General features: G+C 72.2%; 25 protein-coding genes. 14 read left to right on the top strand and 11 right to left on the bottom strand.

Going from position 1 to position 23,886, the window contains the following annotated elements; genetic code table 11:
• Positions 1-14 precede the first annotated feature (14 nt).
• Genes Apa02nite_RS46100 through bluB form a run of 3 tightly spaced genes read left to right on the top strand, consistent with a single transcriptional unit; the run spans position 15 to position 1,939 of the window.
• Complete coding sequence (locus tag Apa02nite_RS46100; protein ID WP_203830796.1) at positions 15-401, top strand: DoxX family protein; 387 nt, start codon at positions 15-17, stop codon at positions 399-401.
• Positions 402-412: 11 nt separating this feature from the next.
• Positions 413-1,297: an RNA polymerase sigma-70 factor gene (locus Apa02nite_RS46095; RefSeq protein ID WP_203830795.1), complete on the top strand. Its 885-nt coding sequence runs from the start codon at positions 413-415 to the stop codon at positions 1,295-1,297.
• Positions 1,298-1,318: 21 nt separating this feature from the next.
• Positions 1,319-1,939, top strand: a complete 621-nt coding sequence (gene bluB, locus Apa02nite_RS46090) for a 5,6-dimethylbenzimidazole synthase (RefSeq protein ID WP_203830794.1) — start codon at positions 1,319-1,321, stop codon at positions 1,937-1,939.
• Here bluB and Apa02nite_RS46085 read toward each other — a convergent pair.
• From Apa02nite_RS46085 to Apa02nite_RS46075, 3 genes are read right to left on the bottom strand one after another with little or no spacing between them, the layout of a single operon-like run.
• The gene (locus tag Apa02nite_RS46085; RefSeq protein ID WP_067693519.1) at positions 1,848-2,276 is read right to left on the bottom strand and encodes an MmcQ/YjbR family DNA-binding protein; all 429 of its coding nucleotides are present in this window, start codon (positions 2,274-2,276) and stop codon (positions 1,848-1,850) included. The genes bluB and Apa02nite_RS46085 overlap by 92 nt on opposite strands.
• Positions 2,269-3,006 (bottom strand): galactose-binding domain-containing protein, encoded by a 738-nt coding sequence (locus tag Apa02nite_RS46080; RefSeq protein ID WP_203830793.1) that lies wholly within the window; start codon positions 3,004-3,006, stop codon positions 2,269-2,271. The genes Apa02nite_RS46085 and Apa02nite_RS46080 overlap by 8 nt, the downstream gene beginning before the upstream one ends.
• Positions 3,003-4,526, bottom strand: coding sequence for an alkaline phosphatase D family protein (locus Apa02nite_RS46075; protein WP_203830792.1), 1,524 nt, complete (start codon positions 4,524-4,526; stop codon positions 3,003-3,005). Before Apa02nite_RS46075 ends, Apa02nite_RS46080 begins: the two co-directional genes overlap by 4 nt.
• A 216-nt stretch (positions 4,527-4,742) precedes the next feature.
• Between Apa02nite_RS46075 and Apa02nite_RS46070 the strand changes: the two genes are divergently transcribed.
• The 5 genes from Apa02nite_RS46070 (at position 4,743) to Apa02nite_RS46050 (ending at position 8,041) form a co-directional block, all read left to right on the top strand.
• Positions 4,743-5,375, top strand: a complete 633-nt coding sequence (locus tag Apa02nite_RS46070; protein WP_203830791.1) for an HNH endonuclease family protein — start codon at positions 4,743-4,745, stop codon at positions 5,373-5,375.
• 161 nt (positions 5,376-5,536) lie between these two features.
• Positions 5,537-6,244, top strand: coding sequence for a hypothetical protein (locus Apa02nite_RS46065; protein ID WP_203830790.1), 708 nt, complete (start codon positions 5,537-5,539; stop codon positions 6,242-6,244).
• 63 nt (positions 6,245-6,307) lie between these two features.
• Positions 6,308-7,141 carry a CPBP family intramembrane glutamic endopeptidase gene (locus Apa02nite_RS46060; RefSeq protein WP_203830789.1) on the top strand — a complete coding sequence of 278 codons (834 nt, stop codon included), beginning with the start codon at positions 6,308-6,310 and terminating at the stop codon, positions 7,139-7,141.
• A gap of 65 nt (positions 7,142-7,206) precedes the next feature.
• Positions 7,207-7,512, top strand: a complete 306-nt coding sequence (locus Apa02nite_RS46055) for a hypothetical protein (protein ID WP_203830788.1) — start codon at positions 7,207-7,209, stop codon at positions 7,510-7,512.
• Positions 7,513-7,516: 4 nt separating this feature from the next.
• Positions 7,517-8,041, top strand: a complete 525-nt coding sequence (locus Apa02nite_RS46050; protein WP_203830787.1) for a pyridoxamine 5'-phosphate oxidase family protein — start codon at positions 7,517-7,519, stop codon at positions 8,039-8,041.
• Between the two features lies 1 nt (position 8,042).
• On the opposite strand, the gene Apa02nite_RS46045 is transcribed toward Apa02nite_RS46050, so the two are convergent.
• Positions 8,043-9,743: a discoidin domain-containing protein gene (locus Apa02nite_RS46045; protein ID WP_203830786.1), complete on the bottom strand. Its 1,701-nt coding sequence runs from the start codon at positions 9,741-9,743 to the stop codon at positions 8,043-8,045.
• A 234-nt stretch (positions 9,744-9,977) separates the two neighbouring features.
• On the opposite strand from Apa02nite_RS46045, the gene Apa02nite_RS46040 reads away from it, so the two are divergent.
• The 4 genes from Apa02nite_RS46040 to Apa02nite_RS46025 all read left to right on the top strand — a co-directional run bounded on the left by Apa02nite_RS46040 (position 9,978) and on the right by Apa02nite_RS46025 (position 13,166).
• A complete protein-coding gene (locus Apa02nite_RS46040; protein WP_239165040.1) occupies positions 9,978-10,559 on the top strand; it encodes a sugar O-acetyltransferase in 582 nt (193 codons plus the stop codon).
• Between the two features lie 83 nt (positions 10,560-10,642).
• Complete coding sequence (locus Apa02nite_RS46035) at positions 10,643-11,227, top strand: TetR/AcrR family transcriptional regulator (protein ID WP_239165039.1); 585 nt, start codon at positions 10,643-10,645, stop codon at positions 11,225-11,227.
• 67 nt (positions 11,228-11,294) lie between these two features.
• A complete protein-coding gene (locus tag Apa02nite_RS46030) occupies positions 11,295-12,629 on the top strand; it encodes an MFS transporter (protein ID WP_203830784.1) in 1,335 nt (444 codons plus the stop codon).
• Positions 12,630-12,638: 9 nt separating this feature from the next.
• Entirely contained in the window at positions 12,639-13,166 is a 528-nt protein-coding gene (locus Apa02nite_RS46025) for an NUDIX domain-containing protein (RefSeq protein ID WP_239165038.1), read from the top strand.
• Between the two features lie 221 nt (positions 13,167-13,387).
• Here Apa02nite_RS46025 and Apa02nite_RS52160 read toward each other — a convergent pair whose 3' ends face one another.
• The 3 genes from Apa02nite_RS52160 to Apa02nite_RS46015 form a co-directional block, all read right to left on the bottom strand.
• Positions 13,388-13,519, bottom strand: coding sequence for a hypothetical protein (locus Apa02nite_RS52160; RefSeq protein WP_275412907.1), 132 nt, complete (start codon positions 13,517-13,519; stop codon positions 13,388-13,390).
• 34 nt (positions 13,520-13,553) lie between these two features.
• On the bottom strand, positions 13,554-14,156 hold the full coding sequence (locus tag Apa02nite_RS46020) for a phosphotransferase (RefSeq protein WP_203830783.1): 603 nt from the start codon (positions 14,154-14,156) through the stop codon (positions 13,554-13,556).
• A 596-nt stretch (positions 14,157-14,752) separates the two neighbouring features.
• The gene (locus tag Apa02nite_RS46015) at positions 14,753-16,231 is read right to left on the bottom strand and encodes a GGDEF domain-containing protein (RefSeq protein WP_203830782.1); all 1,479 of its coding nucleotides are present in this window, start codon (positions 16,229-16,231) and stop codon (positions 14,753-14,755) included.
• A gap of 86 nt (positions 16,232-16,317) precedes the next feature.
• Between Apa02nite_RS46015 and Apa02nite_RS46010 the strand changes: the two genes are divergently transcribed.
• On the top strand, positions 16,318-17,499 hold the full coding sequence (locus Apa02nite_RS46010; protein WP_203830781.1) for an acyl-CoA dehydrogenase family protein: 1,182 nt from the start codon (positions 16,318-16,320) through the stop codon (positions 17,497-17,499).
• A gap of 219 nt (positions 17,500-17,718) precedes the next feature.
• On the opposite strand, the gene Apa02nite_RS46005 is transcribed toward Apa02nite_RS46010, so the two are convergent.
• Together Apa02nite_RS46005 and Apa02nite_RS46000 are read right to left on the bottom strand one after the other, a co-directional pair.
• Positions 17,719-18,387, bottom strand: a complete 669-nt coding sequence (locus tag Apa02nite_RS46005; RefSeq protein ID WP_203830780.1) for a GNAT family N-acetyltransferase — start codon at positions 18,385-18,387, stop codon at positions 17,719-17,721.
• Between the two features lie 149 nt (positions 18,388-18,536).
• Complete coding sequence (locus Apa02nite_RS46000) at positions 18,537-21,590, bottom strand: putative bifunctional diguanylate cyclase/phosphodiesterase (RefSeq protein ID WP_203830779.1); 3,054 nt, start codon at positions 21,588-21,590, stop codon at positions 18,537-18,539.
• 151 nt (positions 21,591-21,741) lie between these two features.
• On the opposite strand from Apa02nite_RS46000, the gene Apa02nite_RS45995 reads away from it, so the two are divergent.
• On the top strand, positions 21,742-22,098 hold the full coding sequence (locus Apa02nite_RS45995) for a PRC-barrel domain-containing protein (RefSeq protein WP_067693571.1): 357 nt from the start codon (positions 21,742-21,744) through the stop codon (positions 22,096-22,098).
• A gap of 1 nt (position 22,099) precedes the next feature.
• On the opposite strand, the gene Apa02nite_RS45990 is transcribed toward Apa02nite_RS45995, so the two are convergent.
• Positions 22,100-22,663 (bottom strand): SDR family NAD(P)-dependent oxidoreductase, encoded by a 564-nt coding sequence (locus Apa02nite_RS45990; protein WP_275412910.1) that lies wholly within the window; start codon positions 22,661-22,663, stop codon positions 22,100-22,102.
• 268 nt (positions 22,664-22,931) lie between these two features.
• Positions 22,932-23,840 carry a 5'-3' exonuclease gene (locus Apa02nite_RS45985; RefSeq protein ID WP_203830777.1) on the bottom strand — a complete coding sequence of 303 codons (909 nt, stop codon included), beginning with the start codon at positions 23,838-23,840 and terminating at the stop codon, positions 22,932-22,934.
• Positions 23,841-23,886 lie beyond the last annotated feature (46 nt).

Genomic DNA, 23,886 nt, shown 5'->3' with positions numbered 1-23,886 from the left:
ACGAGGAGGCTGTCGTGGATGTGGGGCTGTGGATCGCCGGTGGGTTGTTGGCTCTGGTCGCGCTGGCCGGGGGGATCAGCAAGACGTTTGTACCGAAGGAGAAGCTCGCCGCGCACCGCGGTGGTGAGTGGACCAGAAACGCCGCGGCGGGATTCGTGAGGACTCTGGGGGTTCTCGAACTCCTTGCCGCGGCCGGTCTGATCCTGCCCGCGTTGACCGGGATCGCGCCGGTGCTGGTGCCGATCACCGCCGCCTGCTGGGTCGGGCTGATGGTCGGCGCGATGATCACCCATCTCCGGTACGACGGTGGGTGGAAGTTCGCGATCGGCAACCTGGTCTGGCTGGCGGTCGCGGTCTTCGTGCTCTGGGGCCGTCTCGGTCCGCAGCCGTTCACCACCTGAGGGGACCGCGCATGAGTGAGCCGGCGACCGAGGTCTTCGTCGCGCACCGCAACCTGCTCTTCACCGTGGCCTACGAGATGCTCGGGTCGGCGGCCGACGCCGAGGACGTACTGCAGGAGACGTGGCTGCGGTGGGTGGCCGTGGATCTGGAGCAGGTCCGCGACCGGCGCGCCTATCTGGTCCGGATCACCACCCGCCAGGCGCTCAACCGGCTGCGCACGGTGACCCGCCGCCGCGAGGCCTACGTCGGCCCGTGGCTGCCCGAGCCGATGCTGACCACCCCGGACGTGGCCGAGGACGTCGAGCTGGCGGAGAGCGTGTCGATGGCGCTGCTGCTGGTCCTGGAGACGCTGTCGCCGACCGAGCGGGCCGTGTTCGTGCTGCGTGAGGCGTTCGCCCTGGACTACGCGGAGATCGCCGAGGCGGTCGGCAGGAGCACCGAGGCGGTACGGCAGATCGCGCTCCGGGCCCGCCGGCACGTCGGCGAACGGCGCCCGCGGGCCGCGGTCCCGGCGGGGGAGGCCCGGGCCGTGGTGGCGTCGTTCCAGCGGGCCGTGACGAACGGCGACCTGCAGGGCCTGCTCGACGTGCTGGCGCCGGACGTGGTGCTGATCGCCGACGGCGGCGGGGTCAAGCAGGCCGCGGTGCGCCCGGTGACCGGAGCGAACCGGGTGGCCCGGTTCGGCCTCGGCGGCATCAGCCGGCACCCGGCGGCGATCACCTTCGAGCTCGCGGCGGTGAACGGTTACCCGGCCCTGGTGGTGAGCCTGGACGGCGAGCTCGACGGGGTGATGGCGGTCCGGGTGGTGCACGGGCGGATCACCGGTCTCTACTACGTCCGGAACCCGGCGAAGCTGACCCGGGTGCACACGGCGACCCCGCTGACCCGTCGATGAGGCGCCTGACAGAGTCGACCCATGCCGGATTCGATCTACGACGTCATCCACCGCCGCCGTGACGTGCGCGGCGAGTTCACCGGGGAACCGCTCGCTGACGACGTACTGGAAAGGCTCCTCGCGGCGGCGCACGCCGCGCCGAGCGTCGGTCTGTCGCAGCCGTGGGATTTCGTGGTGATCCGCGACCGGGGGATCCGCGGCGAGTTCCACCGGCACGTGCACGAGGAGCGCGAGGTGTTCGCCGCGACGCTGACCGGCGAGGCCGCCGACCGGTTCGCCCGCATCAAGATCGACGGGGTGCTGGAGTCGACGCTGTCGATCGTGGTCACCTACGACGCGGAGCGGGGCGGGCCGGCCGTGCTGGGGCGGCACGCGATCGCCGACGCCGGGCTCTACTCGGCCTGCCTGGCCGTGCAGAACCTCTGGCTGGCGGCGACCGCGGAGGAACTCGGTGTGGGGTGGGTGTCGTTCTACCGCGAGGAGTTCCTCGGCAAGCTCCTCGGCATCCCGGACGGGATCCGGCCCATCGCCTGGCTGTGCGTGGGCCCGGTCAGCCGGCTGAGCGACGTCCCCGACCTGGAGCGGCACGGCTGGCGGAGGCGGCGTCCACTGGCGCAGGCGGTGCACCAGGATCGGTGGTGACCGGGGCGCGCATCTGCCACGCGTCGGTGACCAGCTCGGTCAGGCGCGGCACGTCCACCGCGGCGAGCCGCACCATGACCAGCGGGAAGCCGTCGTAGCCCGGGGTGGTGAAGAACAGGTCGGGCTCGCCGAGCAACAGGGCCTGCTTCTCCGCCTCGTCGCCGACGTAGAGCACCGCGATGTCGGTGCGGATCACCCGCGGCTTGCCCGGGACCCGCTCCGGGTATGACCAGATGAAACCCTTGTTCGCCACCCGGAAGTCGAAGCCGTCACTCGCGATCTCGACCACGCCGGGGAGTGCCAGCGCGAGCCGGCGTACGTCTTCAGCGTCAGCCATGCCGTTGAGGATAGGGAGCCGAGACGATCACCTCCACCAGGCGTGACTGATCGTTCACGGTGTTCCCGGCGAGCGTGACGATCCGCAGCGATTTAGTGGTTTCAGAGGGAAAAATAGCTAAATTTCGGACAGCAGTGTTGCCCCGCACCGAAGCGACCGTCGACCATCCACCCGCCCCGAGTACCTGCACATCCCAGTCGCGCAGCCCCCACACTGCCGTCGTCGCCACCTCCACGCGGCCGACCACCTGCGCACGATCCCACGACATCTGCCACCAGTCCGGCCACCGCTTCCCGGTCCCGTCGTTCCACATCGTCGCCGGATCCCCGTCGATCGCCGCGCAGGCCCCCGACCCGGCCCGCGCCGACGACGCGCTCACCCGCGACGCGAGCCGCATCAGATCCGCCGACGGATCCGGAGCGCGCACCGTCACCGGCACGTCCCTCCCGCTCACCCGTACGTGATAGACCCCGGCCGGCGTGCCCGGCGCCGCACGCACCGCCACCGGCACGCTGCGGGTGTATCCCGGCGGCAGCCAGCTCGAGATCATCTTCCGGGGCAGGTGCAGTGCGGCGGGCGCCTCCAGGAACGCGTCCGCGTAGATCGGCTCCGGCCCGTCGTTGGTCATCCGGACCACCAGGTCGCTGCCGTTGCACTGCCCGGTCGTGATCGCCAGGGCGCCGGGATCGACCGAGACCAGCAGAGCCGCCACGAGCCCGAGCGCGATCACGCCGCCACCAGCCCCGGCCGCTCCCGCTCGGACACGAACGACGCCCGGGTGGACACCGTCCCGCCGCGCCGGGTGACCTCCGACATCACCCGGTAGTCGGCGCGCAACCGGTCCCGGGTCAGCTCGCACCGCAGGTATCCGCGCTGCGCGTTCGCGAACCGCAGGTGCGGGTTGTACTCGCGCTGCAGGTCCAGCTGCGGCGTGCTGTCGCTGCCGTCCCCGGCGCTGGAGATCGACGTGCCGACCAGTTCCACGGCGACCGGCCGCTCGTCCGGGCGCAGGTGCAGGTCGGCGGCGTAGTTGTAGTGCAGGTCGCCGGAGAGCACCACGGTGCCGGGGGTGCGGGCGGCCTGCTCGAGGATCCGCTGCCGGTCGGGAGGGTAGCCGTCCCACTTGTCCATGTCGCGGCGGTCGGCCGGGCCGCCGTACCGGCACTCGGCCATCATGACCTGCTGGGCGAGCACGCTCCAGCGGGCCTCGGAGCGGCCCATCCGGTCGAGCAGCCAGTCGCGCTGCGGTGCGCCGAGCAGCGTACGCCCGGGGTCCTCCCGATCGGCGCAGCCGGACCGCAGGTTGTCGCCGCAGACCTGGTCGGAGCGGTACTGCCGGGTGTCCAGCAGGTACGCCTCGGCCAGGTCGCCGAAGCGGAACCGGCGGTGCAGCGACATGTCCGGTCCGGCCGGCGCGTGTGACCGGCGCAGCGGCTGGTTCTCCCAGTAGGCGCGGTAGGCGTCGGCGCGCCGTACCAGGAAGTCCTGCGCCGGCACGTCCGGGAAGCGCGACGCGGCGTCCGCGTAGTTGTCCTGCACCTCGTGGTCGTCCCAGGTCAGCATCCACGGGAAGGCGGCGTGCGCCGCCTGCAGGTCCGGGTCGGTGCGGTGCAGCGCGTACCGCATCCGGTACAGGTCGAGGGTGTCGGTCTCCAGCTCGAACGTGTCCGGCAGCGCCAGCCCGGTGTCCGATCGGCTGCCGCCGACGCTGTCGATCGCGCCCTCGTAGATGTAGTCGCCGAGGAAGAAGACCACGTCGAAGTCCTCGGCCGCGGCGTGCCGCCACGCGTCGTAGTAACCGTCCGCGTAGGACTGGCAGGACGCCACCGCGAACCGCAGGGCCCGGGGCGACGAGGTCCGGGCCGGCGTGGTCCGGGTCCGGCCGGCCGGGCTGAGGTGGCCGCCGGTGCGGAACCGGTAGTGGTAGTCGCGTCCGGGCCGCAGCCCGCGCACGTCGACGTGGACGGTGTGGCCGAACTCCGGCGCGGCGGTCGCGGTGCCGCTGCGGACCACCCGGGTGAACCGGTCGTCCTCGGCCACCTGCCAGCCGACCGGGTAGGGCACCGGTGGCAGGCCGCCGGCCGGTTCCAGCGGGCGGGGCGCGAGCCGGGTCCAGAGCACCACGCCCTCGGGCAGCGGGTCGCCGGACGCGACGCCGAGCGTGAACGGGTCCGCGATCCGGGGCCGGGGGAGGGCTCCGGCCAGCGCGGCTCCGCTGAGGGCCAGGAATCGACGGCGCGGTAACCCCACAGTGAAAACTCCTATTTCGGAAAATTCAGGACAGCTGAGGCTACTTCCGGGTCCGGGTGGCTAGGGGATGACCTGGCCGGATGTTTCCTCTCCGTACACACGCCCGAAACGGTCTTCTTGTGCGGGAAACAAGGAGTTCACGTCAAAACCCATCCACGGTCGTCGAACTCCCGTAATTCTTCGGTGTCCCGTTTTCATCCCCGATGGGAGCACCAGATGCGCGTTGTCACCCGTCTCCTGGCGACCGTAGCCACCGCTGCGATCGCCGCCGGCCTGCTGGCGTCCCCGGCTCAGGCCACCCCGCCGAACATCCCCACGAAGGCCACCGCACAGACCGAGCTGAACTCGCTCACCGTCGCCGCCGAGGCGAACGCCAGCACCTACGACCGGGATCTCTTCCCGCACTGGATCACCATCAGCGGTACCTGCAACACCCGCGAGACGGTGCTCAAGCGGGACGGCTCCAGTGTGGTCGTCAGCTCGGCCTGCGCCGCCACCAGCGGCTCCTGGTACTCGCCCTACGACGGCGCCACCTGGACCGCCGCCAGCGACCTCGACATCGACCACGTCGTCCCGCTCGCCGAGGCCTGGCGCTCCGGCGCCGACGCGTGGACCACGGCCAAGCGCCAGCTCTTCGCGAACGACCTCACCCGTCCGCAACTGATCGCGGTCACCGACAACGTCAACCAGTCGAAGAGCGACCAGGACCCGTCGACCTGGCAGCCGTCGGTGTCGTCGTACAAGTGCACCTATGCCCGCATGTGGATCGCGGTCAAGTACTACTGGGCCCTCAAGCTCCAGTCCACCGAGAAGACCGCCCTGCAGACCATGCTCAACACCTGCAGCTGACATTCCCCCTGGTCACGGCCGCCGTTCCCCTCACGGCGGCCGTTTCCACAAACCCCATATGGTACGAATACCGAGCGCTCGTCCGTAGGCTACGAGCCACGTCCCGCCCGTGAGGCTAGGGTGTCGGCACACGCATCCACGTGAATGTCCCCGGGGGAACCATGACCGTGCGCCGCCGTCTCGTCCTGCTCGCCCCGGTGGCCGCCCTGCTGGCCGGCTGCACGACGTCCGCGCCCGAAACGCCCGCCCCGTCCACGCCGGAGGCGTCGCCCCCGCCCGCAGGCAGCACCGTCCTGACCGCGCTGGATCAGCTCCGCACGAGCACCTACCGCTACCTCCTCACCGTCGACTCGGCCGCCGGGCCGCGCTTCGAGGCCAGCGGCGCCCACGACCCGGCGCGGCAGCTGTTCACCCGGGAATACCAGGCTTTCACCGGTGCGGATGCCGGCTCCGGTCAGGTCATCACGATCGGCGACGACGCCTGGACCCGGGTCGGCAAGACCACGACCTGGTCCCAGGTGCCCCTCGCGCTCTTCGACGCGAAGAGCTTCCTGCTCGGCGTCGACTCGTACGATCCGGTCGGCCTGCTCGGTCTCAGCAAGGTGATCGGCGCGGTGACCCGCACCGGACCGGCCACGTTCACCGGCACGGTCGACCCCACCCGCGACGACGGGCGCTTCCTCCCGCTCGGCGCGCCCGGCCTCGACCTGACCGGTTCCGACACCGCCACCTGGACCGCCGAGCTCGACACCGCCGGGCGACTGACCTCGGTTGTCGTCACCGCGAACCCGGGACCCGGTCCGATCACCATGACCACGACATTCGCCGGTCAGGGCGAGCCGGTCACCATCACGAAACCGCAGATCTGACCCGTTCGGGGCACCTGCCGCAATTGGTTCGAGACGGTACGACCGGGTAGCCTTCGCCCCGCCATGCCGATCCCGTCCCGCGCCCTCCCGCCGCCGCCTGCCGTCGCTCTGCCCACCGCCGCACCGGTCCCGCCTGCCGGCGCACGGGTCCCGCTCACCGCCGCACCGGTCCCGCTCGCCGGTCACCCGTCCGGCCGCCGCCTGGCTCTGGTCTTCGGCGCGGTCCTGGTGATCCTGGCCGCGGTCAACGTCGCCGACAAGTACGGCCCGCACCACACCGGCCTGGTCGCCGGCCCGGTGGTCGCCCTGGCCCTGGTGCTGATCTCCCGGCACGCCGGCCTGACCTGGCACGACCTCGGCCTGTCCCGGCGCACGTTCCTGCCCGGCGTGAAGTGGGCCGTCGGCGCGGTCGCCCTGGTCGCGGTGGTCTACACGATCGGCGCCGCGATCCCGGCCACCCGGATCGCGTTCCACGACGTCCGCTACCACCTGCACCCGGGCGCCGCCCTGCTCACCGCGTTCGTCGTGGTCCCGCTCGGCACCGTGCTGCTCGAGGAGGTCGCGTTCCGCGGCGTGCTGCTCGGGCTGGTTAACCGGCACCGCGGCGCCACCTGGGCCAGCATCACGTCGTCGGTCCTGTTCGGACTCTGGCACATCCTGCCGTCGCTGCGGCTGGCACAGGTCAACGCGGCGGTCGGCGCCACGCTGGGCTCCGGCCCGCTCGGCAGCGTCCTGGCCGTGCTGGCCGCGGTCGGTTTCACCGCGCTGGCCGGCCTGCTCCTCTGCGAGCTGCGCCGCCGCTCCGGCAGCCTGCTCGCGGCCGCCGCCCTGCACTGGGCCACGAACGGCCTCGGCCTGCTGATCGCGACGGCCCTGGCCACCACCAGCCTGACCTGACCGTCTCGGCGCGGCACCGCGTGGTGTCCTCGAAACCGGCGCGCGGCCGGTAGTAGGGTCGGCCCATGCGTGTTCCCACTGCTGTGATCACCGCGGGCTCCCTGATCGGCGGGTGGCAGATCGCCCGCCGCACCGGCATCCGCCCGCTCGGCGCCGTCGTCCTGGCCGCCGGTGGCGTGCTGGCCGGCCGGGAGTGGTCCCGCCGCACCAGCCCGGCCGTCACCACCGCGCTGGCCGCGACGTATCTCGGGGCCTTCGGCCTGTCACACCCCCTGGCCAGGAAGATCGGTCCCTGGCCCGCGGTCCTCGCCGTCTCCGCGCTCACCGCCGCGGCCTCGTACGCCGCCGCCGACCGCCGCGCCCCGCGCTGAGACCATGCGGGAGACCCCGGAGGAGCTCGCCGAGCTGCAGCGCCTGCTGGACGTGTCGCTGTCCGGCTCGACCGCGCACCTGAAGTCGATCGTCGCCGAGCGCACCATCACCGCCGAGCAGCTCGCCCGGGTGCTGACCGGCATGTGCACGCTCGCGCTCTCCACCGTGACCGCCAAGGGTGAGCCCCGGATCAGCGCCGTCGACGGCCACTTCCTGCACGGCGTCTGGATCTTCGGCACCGCGCCGGCGGCCGCGAAGGCCCGCCATCTGGCCGCCCGGCCGGCCGCCAGCGTCGCCGACCTGCGCGGCGAGGAGCTGGGCGTCTTCACCCACGGCACGGTGGCGACGCTCGACATGGCGGCGGGACCGGAGCTGCTGGCGTACCTCAAAGGATTTTATGGCGACGACGCGTTCGACTGGGCCAACGAGGTCGTCTACTACCGCCTGCGCCCGCACTGGATGACGGTGTACGCCCCGGACCTGGACAAGCTGCTGCCGGGACCGGCCGGAGCCGGCCCCGGCGCGTGACCTACTGGTAGACGTGCACGTAGTCGACGAGCATCTGGCTCGGGAACGGGGTGGTGGCGTCGATGGGGCCGGGGAAGTCGCCGCCGACCGCCAGGTTCAGGATCACGTAGAACTGGTGGTCGTAGATCCACGGGCCGCGGGTGTTCTCCACGGTGTCCTTGGCGGCGTAGAAGACCTCACGGTTGTCGAGCAGGAACCGCATCCCCTTGCTGTCCCATTCGACCGCCCAGACGTGGTAGTCCTGGGAGAGGTCCACCGTCGCGTACTTCTGGCCGTATCCACCCGCCCCGTTGTAGGCCGGGGCGTGCAGCGTGGAGTACGCCTCGGACGTGTTGCGGCCCAGCACCTCCATGATGTCGATCTCCCCGTTGTACGGCCAGGGCCGTCCGTTGAGGAAGTCGGCGCCCATCATCCAGAACGCCGGCCAGAGCCCGTTGCCCTTCGGCACCTTGATCCGGGCCTCGACCTTGCCGTACTGGACGTGGAACTTGTTGCTGGTGTTCATCCGGGCCGAGGTGTACTGCCGGCCCTCGTAGTCCTGCTTGCGGGCCTGGATGACCAGTGAGCCCGACCCGTTCATCGACGCGTTCTCGCTGTTCGGGGTGTAGTACTGGACCTCGCCGTTCTGCGGGACGCCCGGGTCGTAGGTCCACTTCGCGGTGTCCGGCTTGGACCCGGCCGCGCCGTTGAACTCGTCGGCGAAGACCAGGCGGGTGGCCGGGAAGGTCGGGTCGGCGGGCTTGGCGGGCGGGTCGACCGGGTTGCCGCCGGTGCCGTAGACGCTGAACTCCCAGAGCGAGTAGCCGTAGGCGCTGCTGCGGGCGGTGCCGTACATCCGCACGTAACGGCCGGTGCCGGTGGCGTTGATGACGTCCTTGAGGCCGTCACCGGTGGTGGTGGAGTAGATGCTGGTCCAGTTCACGGCGTCGGCGGAGACCTGGATCTGGTAGGCCTTCGCGTACGCCGGGTCCCACTGCAGCACCACCTGGCTGACCTGCGCGGTGGCGCCCAGGTCGACCTGGATCCAGCCCGGGTCCACCCAGCCGTTCGTCGAACTCGTCGCCCAGCGGCTGGCCGGGTCGTTGTCGAACGCCTTGTCGGCGGTGCACGGGTTGCAGTTCACGTCGTTCTGCTCGGTCGAGGCGCGGGCCGGCTTCGCGTAGGAGAGCAGTCGCGCGCCCGGCGTGGTGGTGCCGCCGCCGGAGAAGACCTGGAACTCCCAGAACGAGTAGCCGTAGATGTCCAGGGCCCGCTGGGTGAGGTTGATCCGCACGTACCGGGCGGTGCCGGAGAGCGGGATGCTCTGCGCGCCGCCGGTGCCGGTGGTGGTCGCGTAGGCCTGGGTGTACGCGCTGCCGTCGGTGGAGAGCTGGATCGTGAACGCCTTCGCGTACGCGCCCTCCCAGTTGATCGCGACCCGGCTGACCGCGGTCGGCGCGCCGAGGTCGACCTGGAACCACTGTGCGGCCGCGAACGCGCTCGACCAGCGGGTGCCGTTGTCGCCGTCGACCGCGGCGCTCGCCGGCGTGCCGGCCCACTCCGACGACGACGCGGTGGCGGGCTTGTTCTGCGAGACGAGGGTTTCCGCGGCCTGCGCGCCGCTCGGTGCGGAGAGCAGCACGGCCACCAGGCCGGTGAGGGCGGCGGTCGCGGTCAGCAGGCGTCTGAGGGGTCGGTGTTTTCGGGCAGCAGGCATCGACATGGGGACTCCTGGAGGATGTGACGAAGCGGTTTCCACCTGGGGAACAAGCTGTGAAAACGCTCTCTTGCCGGACACTGTGAACTCGCCGTGAAGCGGTGTCAATATCCCGCCGGAACCGGTTCCGGCGACCCTTGCGGCATCGATGCAGGTCACGACCGAGGTGGGTGCCGGTCCGGCGGCGAGGTTCCGGAACTTTTATGTACGGGCGTACGCATCATGTGTACGCTCGTACGCATGACCACGTCTCCTGACACGCGTTCCATGCGTGAGCGGATGCTCGCCGGTGACCTGTACATCGCCGACGACCCGGAGCTCGGCGAAGCGGCCCTGCGCGCCATGGACCTGACCGACGAGTTCAACGCGACCCCGATCCGGAACTTCGACGAGCGCCGCCGTCTGCTCGGTGATCTGCTCGGTGAGCTCGGCGAGGGCGTGGAGATCCGCCCGCCGCTGCGCGTCGACTACGGCTCGCACCTGCGGATCGGCGCGCGCACGTTCGCCAACTTCGGCCTGATCGCGCTGGACGTCGCCCCGATCACCATCGGCGCGGACGTGCAGATCGGCACGAACGTCCAGTTGCTCACCCCGACGCACCCGATCGAGCCCGGCCCGCGCCGCGACAAGTGGGAGGCGGCCAAACCGATCGTGATCGGCGACAATGTGTGGCTCGGCTCCGGCGCGATCGTCCTGCCCGGCGTCACCATCGGGGAGAACACCGTGGTCGGCGCGGGCTCGGTGGTCACCCGGGACCTGCCGGCGAACGTGGTCGCGGCCGGCAACCCGGCCCGGATCATCCGCACCATCACCCCGGAATGACCGCCGACCCGGTTCCCTCCCGCCGGCCCGGCGCCGCGGGGGATCCTGTGCCTGTCCATCGGCCCGGCGCCGCGGGGGATCCTGTGCCTGTCCATCGACCCGGCGCCACGGGGGATCCGGCGCCCGCCCGGCGGTCTCGGCGCCATGATCCGGGCCGCCGCGACCGGCTGATCGACGCGACCCTGCGGGTGATCGCCGAGCGGGGTGTCGCCGGCACCACGCACCGGGAGATCGCCCGGGCCGCGGACGTCCCGCTGGGCTCGATGACCTACCACTTCGGCTCGCTCGACGAGGTGCTCGCCGAGGCGTTCACCCGGCATGCCGAGGCGGCCGCGAAGGTCTTCGACGAGCGGCTGGGCGCGGCCACCGACCGCGACGGCGCGATCGAAGCCGTGATCACCCTGGTCCGTGACGACCTGCTCGGCTCCCCGGACGACCTGGTCCTGGCCGTCGAGCTCTACGTCGCCGCGGCCCGCAACCCGGCCCTGCGGGCGGTCACCCAGGGCTGGATGCAGCGCAGCCGCCGAGCGCTGGAACGCCACTTCGACCCGACCACGGCCCGTGAGGTGGACGCGTTGATCGAGGGGCTGGTGCTGCACAGCGCGCTCTCCACCGACCCGATGACCCCCGACCAGATCCGGCACGCGATCGAGCGCTACCTCCGCTGACCACTCCCTTGCCCGTCCCACCCGGACACTCCCTTGCCCCACCCGTTCCACCATCCCGGAGATCGCTGTGTCCAGCACCGTCGCGACCGGCCCCACCCGTCAGGCCCGTCAGGCCCGGGCCGCCGTCGCCGCCCTCTTCCTCACCAACGGCGCCGTCTTCTTCAACGTCGTTCCGCGATACCCGCAGATCAAAGCGGACCTCGACCTCAGCAACGCGCTGCTCGGCGCGTCTCTGGCCGCCTTCCCGGTCGGTGCGCTGCTCGCCGGTCTGCTGGCCGGCGCCGCCATCCGCCGGTTCGGCTCGGCCCGGGTCGCCTCGTTCGGCATCGTGCTGACCGCCGCGGCCACGCTGCTCATCCCGTTCGCCCCGCACTGGATCGTCTTCGCCGCGGTGCTGTTCGTGGTCGGCGCCCTCGACTCGATCGTCGACGTCGCCCAGAACGGTCACGGCCTGCGCGTCCAGCGCCTCTACGGCCGCTCGATCGTCAACTCCCTGCACGGCGTGTGGAGCATCGGCGCCGTCCTGGGCGGGATGATGGGCGCCGCCGCGGCCGGCCTCGACCTCCCGCTGGCCGTCCACCTGACCATCTCGGCCACCCTCTTCAGCCTGGTGGCCCTGGTCGCCTACCGCTTCACACTGCCCGGCCCGGAGGACGCCGAACGTACCCCGGAAGCCGTCACCGCCCCCATCGGCGAACCCGCCGCCGCCACGCCTCCCTCGCCCCCGGCCGACCCGCTTCTCGCCGCCGCGCCTTCCGCGGCATCGGCCGATCCGCGCGCCGCGACCGTCGCGTCTTCCGCGGCCCCGGCCGAACCTCGCGCCGGGTGGCGGTCGTTCGGCGGCGCGGCCCTGCGGATGCTCGCGGCGCTGGGCGTGCTCGCGGCCTGCGGCGCGCTGGTCGAGGACGCCGGCTCCTCCTGGGGCGCGCTGTACCTGACCGACCTGCACGCCTCCGCCGCCACCGCGGGCCTGGCCGTGGTCGCCCTCCAGGTCGCCATGACCGCCGGACGGCTGACCGGTGACCGGGTCGTCGACCGGTTCGGCCAGCGCACCGTGGTCCGGGTCGGCGGCGCCCTGGCCGCCGTCGGCATGGGCGCCGCCCTGGCCGTCCCGTCGGTCCCGGCCGCGCTGGCCGGGTTCGCGCTGGCCGGACTCGGTGTCGCCACCCTGGTCCCGGCCGCGATGCACACCGCCGACGAACTTCCCGGCCTGCCGCCCGGCACCGGCCTCACCATCGTGAGCTGGTTGCTCCGCGGCGGCTTCCTGCTCTCACCGCCGATCGTCGGGGTGGTCGCCGACCTCACCAGCCTCCGGGTCGGCCTGCTCACCGTCGTACTGGCCGGAGTGCTCACCGCGATCCTGGCCCGAGTCCTGGTCAACCGCCCACCGGCCCACTCGTAGGAGACCTCCGTGGAACAGCTCAGCAGCCGAGTCGTCTACCGCAACCCGTGGATGACCGTCCGCGAGGACGAGGTCCGCCACCCGGACGGCACCCCCGGCATCTACGGCGTCGTTGAGAAACCCGACTTCGCCCTGGTGCTGCCCCGCTGGCGGGACGGCTTCTGGATGGTGGAACAGTTCCGCTACCCGATCGGCCGCCGAGCCTGGGAGTTCCCCCAGGGCAGCTGGGGCAGCGGCGGCCAGGGCGGCGACCAGCTCGCCCTGGCCCGGCAGGAGCTGGCCGAGGAAACTGGCCTGCGCGCCGGCTCGATGACCCATCTCGGTCACCTGTATGAGGCCTACGGCTATTCGACGCAGGCCTTCGACGTCTACCTGGCCACCGACCTGACCGAGGGCACCCCCAACCGCGAACCGACCGAGGCCGACATGACCCACCGCCCGGTCACCGACGCGGAACTCACCAAGATGATCCACACCGGCCGGCTGGCAGACGCCCCATCCCTTGCCGCCCTGACCCTCTACCACCTACCCCGCTAGCCCAGTCCCGCCCCACCGACCCCAGCTGGCGCCCAGGGGTGTCTCGCGGCTCGTGAGGCACCCCTCAGCGCCAGCCGCGCGTTTTCGGCTGGCGCCCAGGGTTGTGTCGTGGGCTGTGAGGCAGCCGTCAGTGCCAGCCGGGACCGGGCGGCGGGCGGGCTGCTGGATGCGAGCTGGAGTCGACCAGGCTGCGGTGCGCGCCATGCGTAGGGGGAGGGTGGTCAGGCGGGGAAGTCGGCCAGTTCGCGGACCGCGGTGTCCAAGGACGTGTCGACGCCGGCGGTGAGCATGGCGCGGTAGGTGGGGTCGCCGGCCGCCGCGGTCCGCCGGAGTCGCTGGGCAGTCTCGGTCACCCGATCCCGCACTAGGTCGACGAAGCCGGCCGGGTCACCCGCCCAGCCGTAGGCGTCCAGGAACAACCGCAACCGACGCGGCCGGTCGGCGAACGCGGTGAACCCCTCGGCCGCCACCACCTCCCGGGCGGTGCAGCGGCACCCAGGCGAACGCGACGAACGCCAGATCCGCCACGGGTTCGGCCGGCCCGGCCAGGTCCCAGTCGAAGAACCCGGTCAGCCGCCCGTCGGACCATGCCGCGTTGTACGGTGCCGCGTCGTTGTGGCCGATGATCAGTCCCGGACGCCAGCTGCCGCCCTCCCGCCAGACCGCCCCGGCCGGCGGCACGAAGCCGGCCACCGCGGCGTGATAGTCCCGCACCCAGCCGGCCACCTGCCGCAGCGCTTCGTCGCTGTGCGCCCACCCCGGCCAGGGCCGCGCCGTCCCGATCACCGCGCCGGGCAGGAACGACAGCGTCTCCCGCCCCTGCTGATCAAAGCCGAGCACCCGCGGCGCCTGATCGAATCCGGTCGCCTCCAGATGCCGCAGCAGCGCGTGCACCGCCGGAGTCCACGGCCCGGGACCCCGCCGCACGGTGCCACCCACCCGCACCGCGCCGCCGTCGAAACCCCCGGCCAGCCGCTGCTCTTTCGCCATCACCACTCCTCCGCCCAGCTCAGCGAGCCGCGCCTGCCCCACCCCAGGCCCGGCGGCGAACGGATGCGCGATTTCCGCCCGGTCCCGCGGTGAGCGGATGCGCGCGATATTCCGCACCGGTCCCGCCGGTGCCGCGCGCCCCGCCGCCGAGATCACCACCCTCGCAGAACCACCCACCCGCCGCCGCCCCGCTGTGGTGGGGCGGTGAACGTCCGCGCTGCGTCATCGCGTCCTGCCGCCGCCCTCATAGGGGCGCCACCCGCACGCAATCCCCGACCGCGTGCCCCTACCGCCCTGAACTCGCCAGACCGCGTGCCCCTACCGCCCTGAACCGCCTGACCGCGTGCCCCTACCGCCCTGAACCGCCTGACCGCCGGGAGTCGCGCCGTGGCCGCGAGCAGCGGCCGCCTCGCGTGATGAGCCTCGCGGAGCGCAAGACGCGGCCGCGGCCGTGACCCGCGCGGGCCCGGCGCGAGACCACCACGGGACGCGGCTCGTAGCCTGCGGACGAGCGCTCCGTATCCGTACCGTATGAGCTCGAAAGCCGAAGCGACCTCGCGCGTACCGGTCAAAAGCGGTCGGGAGCGGAGCGGACCTCAGGCCGCAGCGGGCTGAGGCTCCAGCGACTCCTGCCAGATCGCCCACCGGGTGGCCGGGCCGAGGGCCTTCGCCCGGTACATCGCCAGGTCCGCGCGGTGCACGATCTCGTCGTGGGTGAGCTCGCCCGGCGCGGACACCGCCACCCCGATGCTGGCGGCCAGCGAGATCAGGGTGCCGCCGATCAGCACCGGGCCCATCACGGCGGCGATCCGACCGGCCACCTCATACGCCTGCTCCGGGTAGTCGAGATCGGTCAGGACCACGGAGAACTCGTCGCCGCCCATCCGGCAGGCCAGTCCCGGCGCGGTCACGCACTGGCGGAGCACCTTGGCGAACTCGATCAGCACCAGGTCACCCGAGTGGTGGCCGAGCGTGTCGTTGACCTCCTTGAAGCCGTTCATGTCGATCACCAGGACGGCCGAGTGCTTGCCGGTGCGGGCGGCGCGGGCCAGGTTCCGGTACGACGTGAACCGGAACCGGGACCGGTTCGCCAGCCCGGTAAGTCCGTCGGTCAGCGCCTGCTCGTCGCTCTCCCGCTGCACCAGCGTCTGCCGGCACAGCACCAGCACGCTGAGGACGGTCCCGCCGACGGCCAGCCCGCCCCACGGGTAGAGCGAACCCTCGTGGAACGCCGCGACCAGCATCAACGCGTGTGCCATGGCGACCGCCACGAACGGCAGGTGCTTGCCGAACCGGGTGCCGTCGCGCATCTCGCGCGGGCCGGCGGCCAGGGTCCGGCACTGTTCGGCGGCGGCCGCGGCGAGCAGCGCGTCGGCGGTCAGCCAGCAGACGAACTGCCACGAGGAGTGCATCTCGATCTGATTGTGCCCGTGCAGGTATCCGTGCACGCCGTCGCCGGCGAACAGCACCAGCGTGCCGGCCGCGAGCAGCCGCATCGGCCGGAGCGCGGACTGGTCGGCGCCGCGCAGCAGTCCGCGGGCGATCAGGAAGAGCAGGGCCAGGTCGACGATCGGGTAGACCCCGGCGGCTACCACGCTCAGGGACAGGCCGTGGGTGTCGACGTACGGGCCGAACGACGTGTACCAGAGCAGCACCGTGCCGCTGACCAGTACCGTTCCGGCGTCCAGCGCGGTCTTCCAGGAGTCCCGGCGGTTGGTGGCGGCGAGCGGGAACCGCTGCAGCGCGACGAGCAGGGCCACCACGAACGCGATGTGCGTGACGTCGTCGGCGACCTCGATCCCGGCCGGGCGCAGCGCGGCGATCAGCAGCGGCGAGGCGACCAGCACCGCGAAGCAGACCGCGATCGCCCGCCACGCCTGCCGCAGCCGGGGGAGCAGCGCCGGCTCCCGGGCCGCCCGCAGCGCCGCGACCAGGCCGATCGTCCCGAAGACCATCCGGGCGCCCTGGCCGACATGTTCGTTGTCGGACAGAGCACCGGACAGGACCAGCATGGCGGCGTAGAGCAGCCCCAGCACCAGATGAACCGTCGGAACACGCTTGGTCCAGATACGCACTTGCCCTCCCTCCGCCGCGGTGACCTGCGTTTGATCGGTCGCGGAGCGGGTCACTTGAGAAAGGCCGCCGATCGTAGGATCGGTGGATGTCCGTTCCCCAGACGCACGACGAGGCGGTCACCGCCGCCCACCGGCTCGCCGCCGAGCTCACCCCCGGCGCGATCCAGCGGGACCGCGACGGCGCGACGGTGATCCCGTCCGACGCCCTCGCCGCTCTCGACGCCTCCGGCCTGCTGGCCGTCACGGTCCCGGCCACCGACGGCGGGCCGGGTCTCGGCCCGCGCACCCTCGCCGAGGTCGCCCGGATCGTCGCGGCCGCCGACCCGTCCGTCGCGCAGGTGCCGCAGGCGCACTTCCTGCTGGTCGACGTGCTGGCGGTGCACGGCAGCGCGGACGCCCGTAAGCGGCTCTTCGGCGAGGTGCTGGCCGGCCGCCGGTTCGGCAACGCGCTCGCCGAGCGCGGCGGGAAACACGCCCAGGACCTGCGCACCAAGATCACCGGCGGACGGCTCGACGGCGTGAAGTACTACACCACCGGTGCCCTGACCAGCGCGTGGATCGCGGTCAGCGCGCTCGACGAGCAGGGCCGGCTGGTCCTCGCGTTCGTCGCCCGGGACGCCGGGGGCGTGGCCGTGGACACCGACTGGGACGTGATCGGGCAACGGGCCACGATCAGCGGCACGGCCACGTTCACGAACGTGCCGGTCGAGCCGGGGCTGCGGATCGACTACGCGGGGGCCTACCAGGTGCCGCAGCAGCTCGGCGCCCGCGCCCAGCTCTACCACGCCGCGATCGAGGTGGGGATCGCCGGCGCCGCGCTCGCCGACACCCGGCAGTACCTGCGGACCACGGCGCGCCCGTCCACCGAGGCGGTCCGCTACGGCGCCGGGTCGGCTGCCGAGGACCCGCACGTCCTGCACCGTTACGGCCGGCTCGCCTCCCGGATCCGGGCAGCCGAGGCGCTGCTCGACTCCGCCGCTCGTACCCTCGAGGAAGTGACATTGACCCCGGCGGACGCCGACGCCGCGGCACGGGGCTCACTCGCCGTCGCGGCCGCGAAGGCGTTCGGCAGTGAGATCGCGGTCGAGGCCGGCTCGGAGCTGTTCGCGATGTGCGGCACCAGCGCGGCCGCCGCCAAGCACGACCTGGACCGACACTGGCGCAACGCCCGCACGCACAGCGTCCACGACCCCCTGGACTGGAAATATCACCACATCGCGGCGTATGAACTCTCCGACATCTCACCGCCGAATCACGGCCAGATTTAACCCCATATCGTACGAATGGGGAGCGCACGTCCGTAGGCTACGAGCCACGTCCCGCCCGTGAGGCCACCGCGAGGCCGCAGCCACTCCCGGCCGCGGCGCGGCTCCCGACCCCGGCTGGTCCTGAGGGGTGTCTCGCGCATCCGGAGGCACCCCTCAGGACCAGCCGAGTTCCTGGGCGCGCGGCCGCAGCCCGGCCCGGGCGGCTCTGGGCGGCGCGGGTCAGGCGGTGGGGACGTGGCGGAACGAGGCGAAGACCAGGTTGGCGCTGTGGTTGAAGCCGAGGCGCTCGTAGAGGCGGATCGCGTTCTCGTTGTCGTGCACGGTGTGCAGGAACGGCAGCTCGCCGCGGGCCAGGATGCCGGCCGCGACGGCGAGGGTCAGGCGGGCGGCCAGGCCCTGGCCACGGAACTCCGGGTCGGTGCAGACCGCGGACACCTCGGTCCAGCCGGGCATCCGGATCCGCTCGCCGGCCATCGAGATCAGCCTGCCGTCCGCGCTGCGGATGCCGAAGTAGCGGCCGAGGTCGATGGTGCGCTTGCGGAACGGGCCGGGCTGGGCTCTCGCGACCAGCTCCAGCATCTCCGGGACGTCGTGCTCGGTGAGCGGGACCGCCTCCGGGTCCGCGACCGCGGTCATCGCGGTGCCGACCATCTGCACGCCCATCGTCCGCTCCTCGAGCACCCAGCCGGGCGGCGGGCTGAGCGCCGGGCCGACGAGCAGCGCGTGGTCGGTGAGGGTGCCCAGGTCACGCCAGGCCTCGGGGTCGGCCGGGTCGCTCACGGCGCAGAACGGGGAGATCTCGGGCTGGTATCGGGCGGCGTCTCCGGCAGCTTCGGCATAGCCGGCCTGCGGTCCGGAGAGGGCGGCCCACACGGGATTGTTCAGCACCCCTGTGACCCTGCCCCCTCCCGGCCGGTCGCGCCAGTGGATAAGCACCGCGCTCACCCTGTCAGTGAGTGTTCGGTTACCGACAGTCAAGAATTAACCGGACTTCCCATGCCTACGGTGGATCGTTACGTGGTCGGCGGCCCCAGGTCTCACGCGCTGACCGCGGCCGGCCGGACCGACGCGGTCATCGCCGGGATGTCGGCCGGCCACAGCGGCCTGGCGAAGTGGTACCCCTGGCCGTAGTGGCAGCCCATGGCGTCCAGCGCGAGCATCTGCCCGGGCTCCTCGATGCCCTCGGCCACCACGGCCAGGTCCAGGTTACCGGCGAGGGTGACGATCGCGTCGACGAGCGCGTGCTGCTGTCGACTGGTCAGAATGTCGTCGATGAACGACTTGTCCAGTTTAAGGACGTCCACCGGCATCTGCCGCAAATAGCTGAGCGAGCTGTACCCCGTACCGAAATCGTCGATCGCGACCCGGACCCCCATGGCGCGCAACGCGCGCAGATCCTGGACCACCTTGTCGGCGTCCTTGAGCACCAGGCTCTCGGTGATCTCCAGCAGCAGCCACTCGGGACGCGCGTCCGCCTCGATCAGCGCGGCGCGGACCTGCTCGACGAAGTCGGCGGCGCGGAACTGCCGCGGCGACACGTTCACGCTGACGTAGCGCAGCGTGGTGTCCGGGTCGGCGGCCTTCCACGCGGCGAACTGCCGCAGCGCCTCGCCCAGCACCCAGGCGCCGATCCCGACGATCGCGCCGCTCTCCTCGGCCGCCTCCACGAAGTGGAACGGGCCGAGCAGCCCACGGGTCGGGTGCTGCCAGCGGACCAGCGCCTCGACGCCGGTGACCCGCTGGTCGGCCAGCTCGACGATCGGCTGGTACTGCAGCATGAACTGCTCGTCCTCGATCGCCTCGTGCAGCTGGGTACGCATCTCCAGCCGCTGCACCATGGCACTCGCCAGGTCGCTCTGGTACCGCTGCCAGTCGCCCTTGCCCATCCCCTTGGCCAGGTAGAGCGCCAGGTCGGCGTGCCGGAGCAGCTCGGTGGCGCCGTCCGCGTCCCGGTTGGTGGCGACGCCGATGCTCACCGCGCCGCTGACCAGGTGGGTGCTGCCCTCGCCGTCCGGGACCTCGAGCGGTGAGTTCAGCGCGGTCACGATCCGGGCCGCCACGTCCTCGGCGGCGTCCGCGCTGTCGGCCTGCTCGACCAGGATGGCGAACTCGTCGCCGCCCATCCGCGCCGCGGTGCTGCCGGCCCCGATGATCGAGGAGATCCGCCGGGCCACGGCGAGCAGCAGCTGGTCGCCGATCGCGTGCCCGAGGGTGTCGTTGACCTCCTTGAAGTCGTCCAGGTCCACGAAGAGCACACCCAGCGTCGCGCCGTCCCGCTCGGCGACCATGTACGCCTGCTCCAGCCGGTTGCGGAACAGCACCCGGTTGGCCAGCCCGGTCAGCGAGTCGTGGAACGCCTGATGGGTCAGGTCGTCCTCGAGGCGGCGCTGCTCGGTGACGTCGCGCATGGTGATCACCAGGCCGGCCACGGTCGGGTCGTCCCGCAGGTTGCGCAGGTCGCACTCGATCAGCATCTGGCGGCGGCCGGGGCCCTGCGCGGTCAGCTCGACGCCGTTCAGGTCGCCGTTCCCGCGCTCGAGCCGGGCGAGCACGTCCCGCAGCGCGTCCTGGCCGTCCGCGGTGATCAGCGCGGTCAGCGGGGTGCCGGCCTCGACGATCGCGCCGAACAGCTTGGTCGCGGACGGGCTGGCGTACCGGACGGCGTCCTGCTCGTCGAGGATCAGGATCACGTCGGCCGTGCTCTGGATCAGGGTGCGGAAGTACGCCTCGCTGTCCCGCTGGTTGACCTCGGCGGTCAGCGAGATCCGCTCCAGCACCACGGCGATCTGCGCACCGAGGGTCTCCAGCGCCGGCCGCAGCGCGTGCAGCACGTCCTCGGCGGCGCCGACGATCATCTGGCCGTGCCGGGTGCCACCGGGCAGCGGCTGGGTGGCGAACAGCACCAGCGGGAACCCGCCTGCGCCGACGCCCTCGGGCAGGTCCGCGGCGGCCCGCCACTGCACGGACACGTCCGCGTGGCCGGGCACCGGCCTGGTCAGCTCCAGGTGGTAGGCCTGGTTCGGCGGCATCAGGCGGTCGACGGCCCGGCGGATCGCCTCGATCACGTCGTCCTCGGTGGCGGCGGTGAAGAGCAGGGCGCCGGCCTCGCGCAGCGCCCGCTCCCGGGCGCCGGCCTGCCGCTGCGCCAGCGCCAGGTCCGCGACCCGGGCCAGCACCAGCAGGAACATCACGGCCGCGGCGGCCGCGATGATCGGCGCGTCGACGATGCCGCCGCGGGCGATCTCGGCCGGCCGGCCCTGGACGTACTCCAGGCAGAGCACCGCCGGGGCGATCAGCGCGGCCGCGGTCAGCCAGCCCAGCCGGTGCCGGCCCATCACCACGCGGGACCGCTCGGCCGGCTCGGTCATCTGCCGCATCGACGGCTGCAGCGCGGTGTAGCCCATCATCGCGTAGAACACGATCCAGCCCAGGTCGACCGGCCCGCCCAGGGTCCAGTCGCTGCGCAGCTGGGACTGCCCGTAGAAGATGTCCGAGACGAGCAGGCCGACCATGGCCACGGCCAGGCTGGTCAGCGCCTTCGGCCGGGTGCCGATCGCGGCGAGCATCCGCAGGATCATCGCGAGCACCAGCACGTCGCCGAGCGGGTAGCCGATCGAGACGACCTTCTCCAGCACGTTCAGGTCCTGCGCCCGGGTGAACGGGGCGATCCAGTACACCCAGGCCAGCAGGCCCAGGCCGACGGTCGGCACCAGCGCGTCGAGCAGCGCCGCCCTGTTGTCCCCGCGGCCCGAGCGGGACCTGATGAACAGCAGGAACGCGCCGGTCAGCAGCGGGTAGACGAGCAGATAGAAGACGTCGGCCAGCCCCGGGAAGCCGGGCCGGCGGCCGACCGCCAGGATCAGGTTGTACCAGGTGTCACCGGTGGTGAAGAACGCCAGCGCGGCGCTGGTGAGATACCAGGGCAGGCGCCGGTCCGGCCGGTGCAGCCGGGTGCCGACCAGGATCGCGGCCGCCGACGAGTACCCGAGTAGTGCCCAGGTGTACAGGTGGGCGTCCGGGAACGCGTAGTAGAGGACGACCAGCGCCAGGATCCAGGCGCCGAAGCACGCGCGAGCGGTACGCGTCGTCATGCCTACTCCGTTCGGTGAGTGGGTCCAGCACTCGCGTTATCGGGGCGGACGGGCCCGATCTGAGTGTGGCGCGCAGGGTCGCACCCGGTTGGCAACACTGACCCTTTGCCTGTCGCGTTTCGCCGGACGGACGGCCGGGCACACCTGGGGCATGTTTCCGGCGGAGAACCTGCGTGAATGGCGAGGCCACAAGGTCATCGACCCATCCGGCGACAAGATCGGCGAGCTGGAGGCGGTGTACGTCGACACCGCGAGCGACGAGCCGTCCTTCATCACGGTGCGGGTCGGCTTCATCGGCCGGCACCGGCTGGTCTTCGTGCCGCTGGCCGGCGCGACGGTGAAACCGGACGCGCTGCGGGTCCAGTTCCCGAAGAAGCTGGCCGGGGAAGCGCCGTCGATCGACGTCGACGGGGAGCTGACGGCGGTGGACGAACCGACGGTGTTCGCCCACTACGGGTTGCCGTACGTGCCGGGTGCGGGCGGCGAACGGCGCCTGGGCCGCCGCTGACTCAGCCGGGCTGCCGGGTGATCGGTTCCTGGCCGCCCCACAGTTCGACGACGGTGCCGCCGCGTCCGGTGCTGATCAGGTCGAGCACCACGGCGACCACGTCGGCGGGCGGGATCAGCGGCGGCGTCGCCGCCCGATCGGCCGGGGTCCGCGCGGCGAGCTGCGCCTGGGCCCGTTCCAGGCCGATCCAATCCGGGACGGCACACATCACGCGTACGCCGTGCTCGGCGTCCAGCCCGCTCAGGCTCGTCGTGAGGCGCACCAGCCCGGCCTTGGTGGCCGCGTACTCCGGTGAACCGTAGGCGGCCTCGCCGGAGCCCGCACTCGACCCGATGGTGACGATCGCGCCCCCGCCCAGCCGCCGCATCGGCTCCAGCACCAGCTGGGTGAGCAGCATCGGCGCGGTCAGGTTGAGTGCGATGCTCGCGATCCAGTCGTCCGGAGCCGCCCACGGGTACTGCTGCTCGCCCGCCGTCCACCCGCCCGCGTTGTTGACCAGCACGTGCGGCCCACCCCGCGCGACCGCGGCGTCCACCACGCCCCGGGCCTGCTCCGGCTCCCGGATTGTCGGCCCGCATCGCTAGGGAACCTCGCCCGGCCGCCCGTGCGCTCTCCTCGGCGGCGGCCAGGTCGACATCCGCGACCACCACGGCGAACCCGGCGCGTGCCAGCCCGCCGGTGATCTCCCGGCCGAGCCCGGACCCGCCCCCGGTGACGATCGCCACCCGCTCACCACTCACGCCGCGCACCTCTCGCTCCTGCGGAGTCCCGGAACACGCCGCGCACCTCTCGCTCCTGCGGAGTCCCGGAACACGCCGCGCGCCCGGCGGGGATCAGCCGGCCAGGGCATCCACCAGGCGGCGGGCCGAGCCGGCCAGGTTCCACCGCTCGGCCAGGGCCAGCAGCGCCTCCGGGTCGCGGGGCGCCTTCGGCAGGGCCGGATCGAATTCCGGAAGCTTCACGTCGAGGGCCACCAGGCACACCGGCAGGGCCTTCGCCAGATAGTCCCGCCCGGCGTTCAGCTTGGTGCGCACGCCCGGCGCGAACCCGGACTCCGGGTCGTCGAGCGCGGTCATGATCTCGGCGATCCCGCCATACCGCTCGATCAGCCGCGCCGCGGTCTTCTCGCCGACGCCGGCCACCCCGGGCAGCCCGTCGCTGGCGTCGCCCCGCATCGCCGCGAAGTCCGCGTAATACCGCGCCGGAACCCCGTATTTCGCCTGGACCAGCGCCTCGTCGGCGTCCTCGAGCTTGGCGACGCCGCGCCCGCAGTAGAGCAACCGGGTGCCGCGTGCGTCGTCGACCAGCTGGAACAGGTCACGGTCGCCGGAGACCACCTCGACCGGCGCGGGCTGGGTCGCCGCGAGCGTGCCGAGCACGTCGTCGGCCTCATACCCCGGCACGCCGAACGCCGGGATGCCGACCGCCGCGAGCACCTCGAGCAGCACCGGCACCTGCCGCTCCAGCGACGCCGGCACCTCCTCGACGTCACCGTGGGCGACCCGATGCCCCTTGTACGACGGCACCAGCGCCACCCGCCAGGCCGGCCGCCAGTCGGCGTCGAGCGCGCAGACCAGCCGGTCGGGCCGCCGGGTCCGCACCAGCTGGGCGATCATGTCGAGGAACCCGCGGATCGCGTTGACCGGCTCACCGGCCTCGGTCTGCGCGGCCTTCTCCGGGATGCCGTGGAACGCGCGGAAATACAGGCTCGGGGCGTCGACGGCGAGCAGTGGTCGAGTCACGCGCTAAACCCTGCCACACGGGTACGACAATGTCCGTACGGCGTCC

The organism is Actinoplanes palleronii, assembly GCF_016862315.1.
GTDB classification, from domain to species: domain Bacteria; phylum Actinomycetota; class Actinomycetes; order Mycobacteriales; family Micromonosporaceae; genus Actinoplanes; species Actinoplanes palleronii.
The sequence above is the reverse complement of the archived record's forward strand: the minus strand, read 5'-3'. Positions and strand labels throughout refer to the sequence as shown.